Source organism: Actinomadura scrupuli, assembly GCF_050971785.1.
Lineage (GTDB): Bacteria > Actinomycetota > Actinomycetes > Streptosporangiales > Streptosporangiaceae > Actinomadura_E > Actinomadura_E scrupuli.
In genome coordinates, this window is record NZ_JBPCCU010000007.1 from 1 (window position 1) to 13011 (window position 13011).

Here is a 13011-nt window from a genome sequence, read left to right on the forward strand (position 1 = left end):
GCTCCTGCGGGGCGTGCCCGCGCTCGGCGTGCGCGGGCTCCCGCCCGTGCCCTTGACGGTGCCGGCGCCCTTCGCGGTGCCCGAGCCGGTGCCCCGGGAGGTGCCGCCCGCCCTGCGCGGGGGCCCGCCCTGCCCCCGGCCCGGCGGGCTCCCCCGCCGGCCCGGCGGCGGCATGGCGGGCCCCCGCCTGGTCGTCACCGGGTCCCGCCCTGGGGCGGGGGCACCGATCCGCCTCCCCAGCCGGGGATGCCGTCACCGGGGACGACGGCACCCGGGACCCCGACCACTCCGGCGGCGCCGGCCGCGGCCGCGGCCGCGCGCGGCACCGGGCGCAGCGTGTCGCCGGCCACCCGGCCCGTCCGGGCGTCGACGAACGCCGGCCGGACCGGCTGGGTCATGCCCAGCGCCCTGGCCTTCTGGGCGAGCCGCTCGGGCGCCTCCTCGCGGGCGATCTGCTCCTGCAGGGCCTGGCGCTGCTGGGTGAGCAGGTTGTTGCTCTGCTGCAGCTCGGTGAGGGTGAACGCGTCCTTGGCCAGCACCGTGTTGAGCAGCAGCAGGCTGACCAGCGCGCCGCCGAGCAGCGCCACGACCAGCAGCACGAAGGGCGCGCGCGGCGGCACTCCCGGGCGCGCGGGCGGTGCCGGGGCGCGCGCCGCCCCCGCGTCGGCCGCGCGCCGGGTGCCTGCGGGCGGGCTCTCGGCGGTCTTGGATCCCGCCGCGGACCCGGCCGGGCCGGACCTCCTGGCGGGGCGGTCGTGGGGCGCGGCCTTCGCCGGGCGCGTGGTCGTGGTGCTCATCCGGCCTCCCGGATCCGCTCAGCGGCGCGTAGCCGGACTGAGGCTGCCCGTGGGTTCGTGGTGGTCTCGTCCTCGGACGGCAGTTCCGCCCCCCGGCCCAGCAGCCGGAACCTGGGCTGCAGGCCGGGTATCGGGACGGGCAGATCGGGTGGGGTGGTGTCGATGGTGCGCTCGGCCAGGGCCCGCTTGGTGATGCGGTCCTCCAGCGAGTGGTACGACAGGACGACGATCCTGCCGCCCACGCGGAGCAGGTCCAGGGCTGCGGGCAGCGCCCGCTCCCAGACCGTCAACTCCTCGTTGACCTCGATCCGCAGCGCCTGGAAGGTGCGCTTGGCGGGGTTGCCGCCGGTGCGGCGGGTCGCGGCGGGGATCGAGGTCCGCACGATGTCGGCGAGGCGCTTGGTCGAGTGGAAGGGCTCGGTCTGGCGCTCCCGGACGATCGCCATCGCGACCCGGCGGGCGTAGCGCTCCTCGCCGTAGTCGCGCAGGATCCGGGTGAGCTCGCCGACGCTGTAGCCGTTGACCACCTCCGCGGCGGTGCGGCCGCGGGTACGGTCCATGCGCATGTCGAGGGGGGCGTCGTAGGAGTAGGCGAAGCCGCGCTCGGCCTCGTCGAGCTGCGGGGAGGACACGCCCAGGTCGAACAGGATCCCGTCGACGCGGGATATGCCCAGCCGCTCGAGGACGTCGGGGAGCTCGTCGTAGACGGCGTGCACCAGGGTCACGCGATCCCCGAAGGGCGCCAGCCGCCGGCCGGACCGCTCCAGTGCGGTGGGGTCCCGGTCCAGCCCGATGAGCCTGAGCCGGGGGTGCGCCTCCAGCATCGCGAAGGCGTGGCCTCCCATGCCCAGGGTGGCGTCCACGTGGATCGGCTCGGGGCGGTCGAAGGCGGGCTCGAACAGCGACAGGACGCGATCGAGCATGACCGGTACGTGACCGTGCCCGTCCATGTCATCATCACTGCGCATCCTGAACCCCCCTTGTGCCGCCACCGCTCGCGGACTGTGGCCTTCACCGGTCACCGGCGGCCTCGCCCGGCCAGGTCCCCATCCGCTGCCCTTGAGGAAGATCCCTTTGACGGGAATGCCACCTGGCGCCGGGGAAGCTGCGTCAGCTGGCACGGAGAGCGGGTGGAGACCTGGCCGAACGTGGGCCACACCGGTCGAGGACCGGAAAGTCGAACCCTCAAAGAACCCCGGGCAACACCTCCTCCGAAAGGTCGGAGAACTGCTGCTCTTCCTGCTCCAGGTAGGTCTCCCAGGCCTGGGCGTCCCAGATCTCCAGGCGCGTGTTGGCCCCGATGACGGCGCAGTCGCGCTCCAGCCCGGCATAGCCGCGCAGCGCCGGCGGAATGGTGATCCGCCCCTGCTTGTCCGGCACCTCGTCGGACGCGCTGGCGAAGAAGACACGGCTGTACGCCCGCACGGACCTGGCGGTGACCGGCGCGGTACGGAGCGCCTCGGTGATCCGCTCGAACTCTGCCATGGGGAAGACGTACAGGCAGCGCTCCTGGCCCTTCGTGATCACCAGTCCCTCCGACAGCTCCTCGCGGTACTTGGCCGGGAGGAACAGCCGCCCCTTGTCGTCCAGGCGCGGCGCATGGGTGCCGAGGAACACCGGCCCCACCTCCCGGACCCCGCGGAGAGCAATCGCTCCCCACAGCGCCCCACTGTACTCCACTCTCCCCCACCGTCAACTGAGAAAACGCGGTTCCTCCACCGTGTCGCGGGACAAAAGACCAGGTCACAGGGGTGGAGCGGAGTGGGGCGTCGTCGCACCCACCGGAGCGTCGACCGGAGCGTCGACCCGCTCCGCGAGCCGCGGGGCAGCCGCCGGGACATCGCGGGCCGCGCCGGCCCGGTCCGCACCGTCCGGACGCACGACCCCGGCCGCACGGTCCCGGCCGCCCCGGGCGGGGCCGCCGGGACGCCCGGTGCCGATCCGGACCGATGGGAGGCGGAGATTCCCCGATTCCCGCAAAACACGGTTTACTCAACTGCCACGCGGTCATCGCGGCCGGGATGCCTGACGACGTAATGTCAAAAGCCGGACAAAACAGAGTGGCGTCCTAGGTCGAGGACGCCATGCGCACCCGGCAGGCGACTGAGGAGGGTTAGTGGCAGTCAGCACGCACGGCGACCTCGGGGACCGAGCCGGCGGTCTGGACGGACTGGCGCAGATCGTGAACAAGATCCGCGCGGCCATCGAGTCCGTGATCGAGGGCAAACCGGTCGCCGTACGGCTCGCGCTCACGGTGCTGCTGGCGGAGGGGCACCTGCTCATCGAGGACGTCCCGGGGGTCGGCAAGACCATGCTGGCCAAGGCGCTGGCCCGCTCCGTCGACTGCTCCGTGCGGCGCGTGCAGTTCACCCCCGACCTGCTGCCCAGCGACATCACCGGCGTCAGCGCCTACAACCAGGAGCGCCGGGAGTTCGAGTTCAAGCCCGGTCCGGTGTTCGCCAACCTCCTGGTCGGGGACGAGATCAACCGCGCCTCCCCGAAGACGCAGTCCGCGCTGCTGGAGTGCATGGAGGAACGGCAGGTCACGGTGGACGGCACGACCTACCACCTGGAGCAGCCGTTCATGGTGATCGCCACCCAGAACCCGGTGGAGATGGAGGGCACCTACCCGCTGCCCGAGGCGCAGCGGGACCGGTTCACCGCCCGGATCTCCATGGGCTACCCCGACCCCGCGTCCGAGCTCGAGATGCTCGACGTCCACGGGCAGGCGTCACCGCTGGACCGGCTGGAGCCGGTGGCCCACGCCGACGACGTCCGCGACCTCATCGACGTGGTCCGGCGGGTGCACGTCGCCGCCGCCATCCGCCACTACGCCATCGACCTCGTCACCGCCACCCGCAACCATCCCGACCTGCGGCTCGGCGCCTCCCCGCGGGCCACCCTGCACCTGGTGCGCGCCGCCCGCGCACGGGCCGCGATCGACGAGCGCGACTACGTCGTCCCCGACGACCTGCAGGAGCTGGCGGTGCCGGTGCTGGCGCACCGGCTGCTGCCGACGGCCGAGGCGCGGGTGGAGCGGCGCCTCCCGGAACATGTCGTGCACGACATCGTCACCCGGCTGCCCGTGCCCGACCGGCGTCGATGAACCGGGTCGGCCACCGGACATGCGCAAATCACTCAGCGCCCTGACCACCCGCGGCCGGTCCTTCGTCGCCGCGGGGCTGACCGCGATCCTGTGCGCGTTCATCCTGGGCGAGCGGGATCTGCTGCGCGCCGGCACCCTCGTGCTGGCCATGCCGCTGCTGTCGTCGCTCGCGGTGTCGCGTACCCGCTACCGGCTCGCCTGCGCCCGGCGGCTCGAGCCGTCCCGGCTCCCCGTGGGGCACGAGTCCCGGGTCGACCTGCGCCTGGAGAACGTCTCCCGGCTGCCGACCGGGCTGCTGCTGGTCGAGGACCGGGTGCCGTACACCCTCGGCGGGCGGGCCCGGTTCGTCCTGGACCGGGTGGAGGCGAGCGGCTCGCGCGAGCTGAGCTACCGGGTCCGCTCCGACGTGCGCGGCCGCTACCGGGTGGGACCGCTGACCGTGCGCCTGGCGGACCCCTTCGGGCTGGTGGAGCTGGCCCGCTCCTTCAGCCTCACCGACACCCTCACGGTGACCCCCGCCATCGTGCCGCTGCCGGCCGGCCGGCTGAGCGGGGCGTGGACCGGCGGCGGCGACAGCCGCGCGCACACGGTCTCCAGCGCCGGCGAGGACGACATCGCCCCCCGGGAGTACCGCCACGGCGACGACCTGCGCCGGGTCCACTGGCGCTCCACGGCCCGGCGCGGCGAGCTCATGGTGCGGCGCGAGGAGCAGCACTGGCAGAGCCGGGGCGCGCTCTTCCTGGACACCCGGCGCCACGTGCACCGGGGTGAGGGCCCGGGGTCGTCGTTCGAGCAGGCCGTCTCGGCCACCGCCTCGGTCGGGGTGCATCTGGCCCGCGAGGGTTTCGGCCTGCGGTTCCTGACCGACGCCGGCGAGTCGCAGGCCTCCGCCGGCGGCAGCGGCTTCGAGGGGGCGCTGCTGGACGCGCTGGCGATCGCCCGGATGTCCACGAACAGGTCGCTGGTGCCCGGGCTCGGCGCGCTGCGGGAGGCGATCGGGGCCGGCCGGCAGGGCGACGGGCTGGTCATCGCGATCTTCGGCCTGCTGGACCCCCTGGAGGCGCGGTCCGTGGCCGCCATCCGGCGCGGGACCGCCACCTGCGTCGCGATCCTCGTCGACGTCACCCACCGTGAGGGGGGACCGCAGCACGGTCCCACCATGATCGCCACGGAGACGCTGCGCACGGCCGGCTGGCGGGTGGTGACGATCAGCGCGGCCGCCGCGCTGGCGGCCGCCTGGGCGCAGGCAGACCAGGCCCTGGAAGATGCCCGATACATCCCGCCCGCCGAGCGGAGCCGGCCATGAAGACACGCCTGACGGTCACCGCCGCGGTGGCCACGCTGCTGAGCTCGATCGGGCTCTACCCGCTGTTCATCGGCTGGGGGTGGTTCTGGCCCGGGCTGGGCGCGGTCGCCGTCGTCACGGCCGCGGGCGCGCTGACCCGCCGCTTCCGGCTGCCCGCGATCTTCAATCTGGCGGGCGGCCTCGCCGCGCTGAACCTCTACCTGACGGTGGTCTACACCGCCCCGGAGGCGTTCCTGTGGGTCGTCCCCACGCCCTCGTCACTGGCCCGGCTGGGCTCGCTGATGAACGACGGCTGGGACACCGCGAACAAGTACACCGCGCCCGTGCCGCTGAACGACGGGGTCGCGCTGCTGGCCACCCTCGGCGTCGGGCTGGTCGCCGCGACCGTCGACCTGCTGGCGGTACGGCTGCGCCGCGCCGCCCCGGCGGGCCTGCCGCTGCTGGCGATGTACAGCGTGCCCGCGGCGGTCCGGGAGGAGAGCGTCAGCTGGATCGCCTTCATGCTCGGCGCCACCGGGTTCATGGCGCTGCTCGTCGCCGACGCGCGCGAGCAGGTGAGCGGCTGGGGCCGCCACGTGCTCTCCGCCCGCTGGTCCGAGGCGGTGCCGGGTGAGCGGCCCGATTCGCGGGCCATGGCGGGAGCGGGCCGCCGGGTCGGGATGGCCGCCGTCGCCCTCGCCGTGCTGGTGCCGATGGCCGTGCCCGGGATCCACCCGAAGGGGATGTTCGGGCTGAGCGGGACCGGTGACCGGGCCTCCGGCTCGGGCACGGTGCGGAAGCCGGACCCGATGGTCAGCCTGCGCCGGGAGCTGCAGCGGCCGGACGACTCGATCGTGCTGACCTACCGCACCAACGACCCGGGGCAGCCCGACTACCTGCGGCTGTGGGCACTGGACCTGTTCGAGTCGGGGCAGTGGACCTACAGCTCGTTCAACGGCACGCCCAGGGACCGGATCAGGGATCGGGACCTGCCGCCCGCGCCCGGCCTGGCCGGGGACACCCCGGTCCGCACCGTGCGCACCGACATCAAGGTCGATCGGCGCGCCGAGGGCTTCGAGTTCCTGCCGCTGCCGTACGCACCCGTCCGGGTGGGCATCGCCGGGGACTGGCGGGTGCACCCCGCCTCGCTCATGGTCTACTCCCTGCGCGACGTGGCCGACGGGCGGTCGTACACGGTCACCAGCAAGCGGGCGGAGCCCACGGCCGCGCAGCTCCAGGCGGCCGGCGAGGCCCCCGCGGACATCCGGGGCCACTACCTCGCGGTGAGCCCGGAGGTCCAGGAGTCGATCCTGTCCCTGGCCCTCAGGCACACCAGGGGCGCCCGCAACGACTACCAGCGGGCGCTCAAGCTGCAGGAGTGGTTCACCTCGCCGGCGTTCACCTACAGCCTGACCGCGCAGCCTCCCGACAGCACCAACGACCTCCTCGACTTCCTCACCGAGCACCGGGTCGGGTACTGCCAGCAGTTCGCCGCGGCGATGGCGGTCCTGGCCCGCAGCCTGGGCATCCCCGCCCGGGTCGCCGCGGGCTACACCGCCGGCAGCCGGGACGAGAACGGCACCTGGGTGGTGCGGTCCCGGGACGCGCACGCCTGGCCGGAGTTGTACTTCGAGGGCGTGGGCTGGTTGCGTTTCGAACCGACCCCGGGGGCGTCGGGCCAGGCCGGCCAGGGCACCGCGACCACCCCCGCCTACGCCGAGACGGCCACCGGGGAGACCGGCGCCGGGCAGGGAGGCCAGGCCACGTCCGCGCCGACGGCGCCCGCGGTCACCGGCGGCGGGGCCACCCCCAGCGCCGCCGCGGGTCACCGCCTGGAGGAGGAGGAGACCGCCGGCGCGACCCCGGACCAGAAGAAGGGCCCGGGCGTGCCGGTCGGCTGGATCGGCGCGCTCGTGCTGATCCTGCTGATCCTGGCGGTGCCGATGGGCGTGCGCCTCGCCGCCCGGCGCCGCCGCTGGGCCCAGGCGGTCCGGCCGGGCGCTCGCGGCCGGGGCCGGGGTCCGGCCGGGCCGGGCCCGCTCCGGCAGCGGCGGACCTGGCGCGCGGCCGACCCGCCGGCCGATCCCGCGGAGGCCGCGCACGCCGCCTGGGCCGAGATGCGCGCCGACGCCATCGACCACGGCCTGCCCTGGCGGTCCAGCGACAGCCCGCGCGCCGCGGCGCGCCATCTCGGGGAGCTCCTCGAACTGGCCGGTCCCGCCTCCGCCGCCCTCGACCGGATCGCCCGGGCGGAGGAACGCGCCCGCTACGCCCCCGTGCCGGCTCCGGCCGACACGCTGCGCGCGGACGTGGCGGCCGTCCGGACCGTGATCGCGGAATCGGTGGACCGCCGGACCAGGCTGCGGGCGCGGTTGGCGCCGCCGACGGCCATGTCGGCGCTGCGCGGCGCCGGCAGCCGGGCCCTGGAGGTCTTCGACCGCCTGGTGAGCCGCATCGGTGAGCTGATCCGCAGGTGAGGCGGGTGAGCCGGGGCGCCGCAGGTGAAGGGCACATCGCCGGCGGGCCGGGACGGCACGGGTGACCTGACCCGGCACGGTCGATGGCGGTGGACCCCGCGCCGGTCGATCACCGGTGAGCGGAGCGGGAACCGACCCGTTCCCGGCCGGGCACCGCGCTGACGGGACCCGCTGGCCGCGCCGTGCCGCCGACGCGGCACACGTCCTCTCGCGCCCCCGCCCAGGCTGCGGCGGGGGCCGCGCGGCGGGCCGCTACTCGCCGTCGGAGCGGCGGCGCCAGCGTTCTTCCAGGCGATCCATGAACCCGGCGCGGGCGGGCCGGGAGTTGCGCTTGGGCGTCGCCGGCTCGGTGCCGACCCCGGTCATGCGCTTCCAGCTGGACAGCGCCCACACGCAGCAGGCGACCATCAGCAGGAAGCCCGTCACGCTGACGCCGACGGTGACCGAGCCGGCGTTGATGACCAGACCGGCCATCAGCACGCACACGCCCAGCACGAAGCCGAGCACCGCCTTGACGATGCGGCGCTTGTAGTGCACCTGCGGATTCGTCGACCGAACCGCGTGAGCGAACTTCGGATCTTCTGTATACAGCGCCCGCTCGATCTGGTCGAGCAGACGTTGCTCGTGCTCAGAGAGCGGCACGGCGCCTCCCAAAGACAGCCCCGCTACGGTCGATCCGATGCCTGACGGGGACTTGGCCATCGGTGATATGCCCAGAATACGAGGCGGGGCGAGCGTAAGAAAGAAAACGTCCGACCCAGGTCAGCGGAGTGGTCAGATCACACGGTCCGGTCATCGTCTCCCTCCCCTCGTCCCACGTTCGTCGTACGCGTCGTCCGGCCGGACCAGGGCCGCCGGCCGGACCGCCCCCCTGCCGAACCTGCCGACCACCTTGTCCATGGCACGCTCGGCCTCGTGCCAGCCGTTGTCCGGCTCGTCCAGGGTCAGCTGACGGGGGGTCCGATCGGCCGGGCCCAGGTTCTCCACCCGAACGCCGACCAGCCGAAGTCGTACCCGTTCAAGTCCTGCCGTCTCGTACAATTCACATGCTGTGGCGTAGATCACACGAGCCAGATCGGTGGGGTCGCCCAGCGTGCGGGCCCGAGTGATCGTTTTGAAGTCCGCCATTCTTAGTTTGACACTAATCGTACGTCCAACGTTGCCACTCGCGCGTAGCCGGGCTCCGACCTTCTCCGCCAGCCGCAGCAGCTCCCGCCGGATGATCTCGCGGTCGTCGATGTCGTGGTCGAAGGTCTCCTCGGCGCCGATGCTCTTGTCGGGGGCGGACGCGACGACCGGCCGCGGGTCCCGGCCCCAGGCCAGCTCGTGCAGATGGGTGCCGAGGGCGGTGCCGAGCTCGCGCTGCAGGGTGGCCGGCGGGGTGTGCGCGATGTCGCGGACCGTGCGCAGCCCGAGCCGGGCGAGGGTCTGCTCGGTGCGCTCCCCCACCCCCCACAGCGCCGCCACCGGCAGCGCGTGCAGGAACGGCACCACCTCGGCGGCGGGCACGACCAGCAGGCCGTCGGGCTTGCAGCGGGTGGAGGCGAGCTTGGCCACGAACTTGGTGCTCGCCACCCCGACCGAGCAGGTGATCCCCTGCTGTTCGGCGACCTGCGCCCGGATGAGCCGGCCGATCTCGGCCGGCGGGCCCAGGCGCCGCAGCGCCCCGGAGACGTCCAGGAACGCCTCGTCCAGGGCGAGGGGCTCGACGGAGGGGGTGACCGAACGGAAGATCTCCATGACCGCGGCCGAGACGCGGGCGTACTTCTCGTGCTCGGGCGGCAGGACGACCGCCTGCGGGCACAGCCGCCGGGCCCGGGTCATCGGCATCGCCGAGTGCACGCCGTAGGCCCGTGCCTCGTAGGAGGCCGCCGCGACCACGCCGCGCGCGCCCGCGCCGCCCACGACGACGGGCCGGCCGCGCAGCTCCGGGCGGTCGAGCAGCTCGACGCTCACGAAGAACGCGTCCATGTCGACGTGCAGGATGGCGCAGCCGGCGTCGTCGGCCGGCGGGCCCGGTTGCGGCCCAGGCCTGTGAAGTTGCTGCTTGCGGCTCATCTACCGCCACCATAGCCCGCCGGGACGCCGCCGGGGACCCGCACCGGGGGCCGGTGCGCGGCCGGCCGTGGCCGCGGGCCCGCGGGACGGGCGCCCGCGGGCGCGGGAGCCGGGACCGGCGGCCGTGATCCGGCCGGAAGCACGGCCGGTCAGGCGCGGTGCGCCAGGAGATGGAGCTGGGTGGCGAGGTCGCGGAGCACGGGATGGGTGGCGGCCGCGGTCTCCAGGGCGACCAGGGCCTCGGCCGCGGCGTTGTCGCCGTCGATGAGGCCGCTGGGCACCAGGTCGGCGAAGATGCGCACCCCGTGCACGTCGCCCACCCGCAGGCCCGCTCCCTCGGCCAGCCGGGCCAGCCGGTCGCGGGTCAGCCGGCAGGGCACCGGGTCCCGGTCGCCCCAGCGGCCGGCCGGGTCGGTGAGCGCGTGCCGGGCGTCGTCGAAGTGGCCGGCGAGCGCCCGGTGCAGCACGGTGGCGACCTGTCCGGCGGCCAGCACGCTGACCGAGCCGCCGGGACGCACCACCGCCGCCAGGGAGGCCATCGCGGCGGCGGGGTCGTCGACGTACTCCAGCACGCTGTGGCACATCACCAGGTCGGCGCTGTCGGTGCCGACCACCCCGAGCAGGTCGTCGGCGTCGCCCTGCAGGGCCTGCACGCTCACGCCCTTCTCGGCCGCGCGGCGTTCCAGGGCGGCCAGCGCGTCGGGGCTGGCGTCGACGACGGTGACCCGGTGCCCGAGCTCGGCCAGAGGCACGGCGAATCCGCCGGTGCCGCCGCCGGCGTCGACCACGTCGAGGGCGGTACGCCCCGACGCGGCCGAGATGCGGTCCAGGGCCGCGCGCAGGACGTCCCAGACGACGGCGGTCCGTACGCTGCTGGTCCGGCGGATTCCGGGCTTGGTGGCAGGGCGGTCGTCCACGGGTGCCCCCTTCATGTCCGTCACCCTGGCCACAGTAGCCGTGCCCGGCGCCGGGCAGGCCCCGGTGTCCGGACCAGGGTGATCATCAGTGATCGGCCGGGGGCGAGCACGGGAGTCAGAGGAACAGGGAGGGCTTGAGCTGCTGCAACCGGGAGAGCAGCCCGTTGACGAACTTGGGGGACTCGTCGGTGGAGAACTCGGTGGCGAGGGCCACCGCCTCGCTGATCGCCACCCCGTCGGGTACGTCGTCGACCCAGAGCAGCTCGTGGGTGCCGAGCCGCAGGATCGTGCGGTCCACGGCCGGCATCCGGTCCAGGGTCCAGCCGACCGCGTAGGTGGCGATCAGCTCGTCGATGCGCTCGCGGTGCTCCCAGGCGCCCTCCACCAGCCGTACGGCGTGGGCGTACTCCGCCAGCTCCTCGCCTTTGGGCTGTCCCCTCCGGGTCAGCACGTCGACGGCGGAGTCCTCGCGCAGCTCCGCCTCGAACAGCACCTCGAACGCGTGCTTGCGCGCCTTGCTCCGAGCGGGCATCGTCAGCCGCGGCCGAGATAGTCGCCGGACCGGGTGTCGACCTTGACCTTCTCGCCGGTGGTGATGAAGAGCGGCACCTTGATCTCGGCACCGGTCTCCAGCGTGGCGGGCTTGGTGCCGCCGGTGGAGCGGTCGCCCTGCAGGCCCGGGTCGGTGTGGGTGACCTCGAGGACGACCGCGGCGGGCAGCTCGACGTACAGCGGGGAGCCCTCGTGCATGGCCACCGTGGCGAGGGTGTTCTCCAGCAGGTAGTTGGCGGCGTCGCCGAGGGTCCCGCGGGAGACGTTCAGCATGTCGTAGGTCTCGGTGTCCATGAACACGAACTCGTCGCCGTCGGGGTAGGAGTACTGCATCTCCCGCTTGTCGACGTTGGCCACCTCGACCTTGACGCCCGCGTTGAAGGTCTTGTCCACGACCTTGCCGGACAGGATGTTCTTCAGCTTGGTGCGGACGAACGCGCCGCCCTTGCCCGGCTTGACGTGCTGGAACTCCACGACGGTCCACAGATCACCGCCGTCGAGCTTGAGTACCAGGCCGTTCTTCAGGTCGTTCGTCGTCGCCACGTGCTCTCTCCAACCCGCTGACGGGGTGATCCCGCCGGCGTCGTCTTTCCAGTCAGCGGGCCGCCGGTCACAGGACCAGCAGCTCCTTCGTCGTCTTGGTGAGGAGTTCCGGTCCGCCCGCTCGGACCACCAGGGTGTCCTCGATGCGGACCCCACCCCGGCCGGCGACGTACACGCCGGGCTCGGCGGTGATGGGAACCCGATCCACCAGCTTACCGGTCTTGTCGTACCCCAGGAGCGGAGCCTCGTGGATCTCCAGCCCCACTCCGTGGCCGAGACCGTGCGGGAAGTGCTCGGCGTGCCCGGCGGCGGCGATGAGGTCGCGGGCCGCGGCGTCGACGCCCCTGGTGTCCGCGCCGGCCACCGCTGCCTGGAAGCCGGCCCGCTGGGCCGCCGCCACCAGGTCGTACATCTCCCGCTGCCAGTCCGCGACCCGGCCGACGGCGACCGTACGGGTCATGTCGGCGTGGTAGCCGCCGTAGCGCGCGCCGAAGTCCATCGTGACCAGGTCCCCGGTCTCGATGGCCCGGTCGCCCGGTTCGTGGTGGGGCACGGCGCCGTTGGGGCCGCTCGCCACGATCGAGTCGAAGGCGGGCTTGTCCGCGCCGAGATCCACCATCCGGCGCTCCAGCGCCACGGCGATCTCCCGCTCGGTGACTCCGGGCCGGAGGGAGCCCAGCACGTCGGCGAAGGCCTGGTCGGTGATCGCGCAGGCCCGGGCGAGCAGGGTCAGCTCCGCCTCGTCCTTGATCTTGCGCAGCTCCTCGACCGCGCGCCGGAGCGGGACCAGCCGGGTGGCGCCCGCCGCCTCGGTCAGGGCGGCGTGGGCCTCGACGGTGACGTGGTGCTCCTCGAAGGCCAGCCGCCCCGCCGCGGTGGCGGCACGGGCCGTCAGCACCGCCGCGACCCGGCGGTCCACCACGAGCTCGAGGTCGTCGCAGACCTGGGCGGCGGCTCCCGCGTAGCGCCCGTCGGTGGCCAGCACCGCGCCGCCGCCGGCATCGACCAGCAGGGCGGCGTTGGAGCTGGCCAGCCCGGTCAGGTAACGCACGTTGACCAGGCCGGTGACGAGTGCGGCGTCGGCGCCGCGGTCGCTGAGGAGGGTGGCGAGCCGGTCCCGGCGCGCCTGATGGATCTGCGGCATTCCCCGACCCTACGCATGAACCGGCCGGGGCTGCGACCGGGAGCCCGCGACCGCGTCACTCCCGTAACAAACATGAGGAGTTCTCAGGTTATCCCTTGATCACCCCATGATCATCATTTACGTTGGCCACGC

At 73.8% G+C, this 13011-nt stretch carries 12 protein-coding genes and 1 pseudogene; 3 read left to right on the top strand and 10 right to left on the bottom strand.

What is annotated here, in order from left to right; all coding sequences use genetic code 11:
• The 4 genes and pseudogenes from ACRYCC_RS28335 to mraZ all read right to left on the bottom strand — a co-directional run.
• Nucleotides 1–198, bottom strand: a pseudogene (locus ACRYCC_RS28335) (DUF3352 domain-containing protein); the annotation flags it as partial.
• Nucleotides 195–797 (bottom strand): cell division protein FtsL, encoded by a 603-nt coding sequence (gene ftsL, locus ACRYCC_RS28340; RefSeq protein ID WP_433816764.1) that lies wholly within the window; start codon nt 795–797, stop codon nt 195–197. The gene ftsL and the pseudogene ACRYCC_RS28335, both read right to left, overlap by 4 nt.
• Nucleotides 794–1765 carry a 16S rRNA (cytosine(1402)-N(4))-methyltransferase RsmH gene (rsmH, locus tag ACRYCC_RS28345; RefSeq protein ID WP_433816765.1) on the bottom strand — a complete coding sequence of 324 codons (972 nt, stop codon included), beginning with the start codon at nt 1763–1765 and terminating at the stop codon, nt 794–796. Before rsmH ends, ftsL begins: the two co-directional genes overlap by 4 nt.
• Before the next feature lie 217 nt (nt 1766–1982).
• Nucleotides 1983–2414: a division/cell wall cluster transcriptional repressor MraZ gene (gene mraZ / locus ACRYCC_RS28350; protein ID WP_433817206.1), complete on the bottom strand. Its 432-nt coding sequence runs from the start codon at nt 2412–2414 to the stop codon at nt 1983–1985.
• 499 nt (nt 2415–2913) lie between these two features.
• Here mraZ and ACRYCC_RS28355 point away from each other — a divergent pair, with 499 nt between their 5' ends.
• The 3 genes from ACRYCC_RS28355 to ACRYCC_RS28365 are packed head-to-tail and all read left to right on the top strand — an operon-like array spanning nt 2914 to nt 7665.
• The gene (locus ACRYCC_RS28355) at nt 2914–3903 is read left to right on the top strand and encodes an AAA family ATPase (RefSeq protein ID WP_433816766.1); all 990 of its coding nucleotides are present in this window, start codon (nt 2914–2916) and stop codon (nt 3901–3903) included.
• A gap of 19 nt (nt 3904–3922) precedes the next feature.
• Entirely contained in the window at nt 3923–5209 is a 1287-nt protein-coding gene (locus tag ACRYCC_RS28360) for a DUF58 domain-containing protein (protein ID WP_433816767.1), read from the top strand.
• Entirely contained in the window at nt 5206–7665 is a 2460-nt protein-coding gene (locus ACRYCC_RS28365; RefSeq protein WP_433816768.1) for a transglutaminase TgpA family protein, read from the top strand. Before ACRYCC_RS28360 ends, ACRYCC_RS28365 begins: the two co-directional genes overlap by 4 nt.
• A gap of 252 nt (nt 7666–7917) precedes the next feature.
• Here the strand turns inward: ACRYCC_RS28365 and ACRYCC_RS28370 are convergent, their stop codons facing one another.
• The 6 genes from ACRYCC_RS28370 to ACRYCC_RS28395 all read right to left on the bottom strand — a co-directional run bounded on the left by ACRYCC_RS28370 (nt 7918) and on the right by ACRYCC_RS28395 (nt 12879).
• The gene (locus tag ACRYCC_RS28370) at nt 7918–8307 is read right to left on the bottom strand and encodes an SCO2097 family morphological protein (RefSeq protein ID WP_433817207.1); all 390 of its coding nucleotides are present in this window, start codon (nt 8305–8307) and stop codon (nt 7918–7920) included.
• Nucleotides 8308–8457: 150 nt separating this feature from the next.
• Nucleotides 8458–9723 carry a DNA polymerase IV gene (locus tag ACRYCC_RS28375; RefSeq protein WP_433816769.1) on the bottom strand — a complete coding sequence of 422 codons (1266 nt, stop codon included), beginning with the start codon at nt 9721–9723 and terminating at the stop codon, nt 8458–8460.
• Nucleotides 9724–9872: 149 nt separating this feature from the next.
• Nucleotides 9873–10655, bottom strand: coding sequence for a methyltransferase domain-containing protein (locus ACRYCC_RS28380; protein ID WP_433816770.1), 783 nt, complete (start codon nt 10653–10655; stop codon nt 9873–9875).
• Between the two features lie 100 nt (nt 10656–10755).
• Nucleotides 10756–11172 (bottom strand): transcription antitermination factor NusB, encoded by a 417-nt coding sequence (gene nusB, locus ACRYCC_RS28385; protein ID WP_433816771.1) that lies wholly within the window; start codon nt 11170–11172, stop codon nt 10756–10758.
• A gap of 2 nt (nt 11173–11174) precedes the next feature.
• Nucleotides 11175–11735 carry an elongation factor P gene (gene efp, locus ACRYCC_RS28390; protein WP_433816772.1) on the bottom strand — a complete coding sequence of 187 codons (561 nt, stop codon included), beginning with the start codon at nt 11733–11735 and terminating at the stop codon, nt 11175–11177.
• A 67-nt stretch (nt 11736–11802) separates the two neighbouring features.
• The gene (locus ACRYCC_RS28395) at nt 11803–12879 is read right to left on the bottom strand and encodes a M24 family metallopeptidase (RefSeq protein WP_433816773.1); all 1077 of its coding nucleotides are present in this window, start codon (nt 12877–12879) and stop codon (nt 11803–11805) included.
• Nucleotides 12880–13011: the final 132 nt, after the last annotated feature.

Bases quoted from the DNA above. Each gene is read 5' to 3' on its own strand.
- ftsL (WP_433816764.1), bottom strand. From the start codon at position 797: ATGAGCACCACGACCACGCGCCCGGCGAAGGCCGCGCCCCACGACCGC.
- rsmH (WP_433816765.1), bottom strand. From the start codon at position 1,765: ATGCGCAGTGATGATGACATGGACGGGCACGGTCACGTACCGGTCATG.
- ACRYCC_RS28360 (WP_433816767.1), top strand. From the start codon at position 3,923: ATGCGCAAATCACTCAGCGCCCTGACCACCCGCGGCCGGTCCTTCGTC.
- ACRYCC_RS28365 (WP_433816768.1), top strand. From the start codon at position 5,206: ATGAAGACACGCCTGACGGTCACCGCCGCGGTGGCCACGCTGCTGAGC.
- ACRYCC_RS28375 (WP_433816769.1), bottom strand. From the start codon at position 9,723: ATGAGCCGCAAGCAGCAACTTCACAGGCCTGGGCCGCAACCGGGCCCG.
- ACRYCC_RS28380 (WP_433816770.1), bottom strand. From the start codon at position 10,655: ATGAAGGGGGCACCCGTGGACGACCGCCCTGCCACCAAGCCCGGAATC.
- nusB (WP_433816771.1), bottom strand. From the start codon at position 11,172: ATGCCCGCTCGGAGCAAGGCGCGCAAGCACGCGTTCGAGGTGCTGTTC.
- ACRYCC_RS28395 (WP_433816773.1), bottom strand. From the start codon at position 12,879: ATGCCGCAGATCCATCAGGCGCGCCGGGACCGGCTCGCCACCCTCCTC.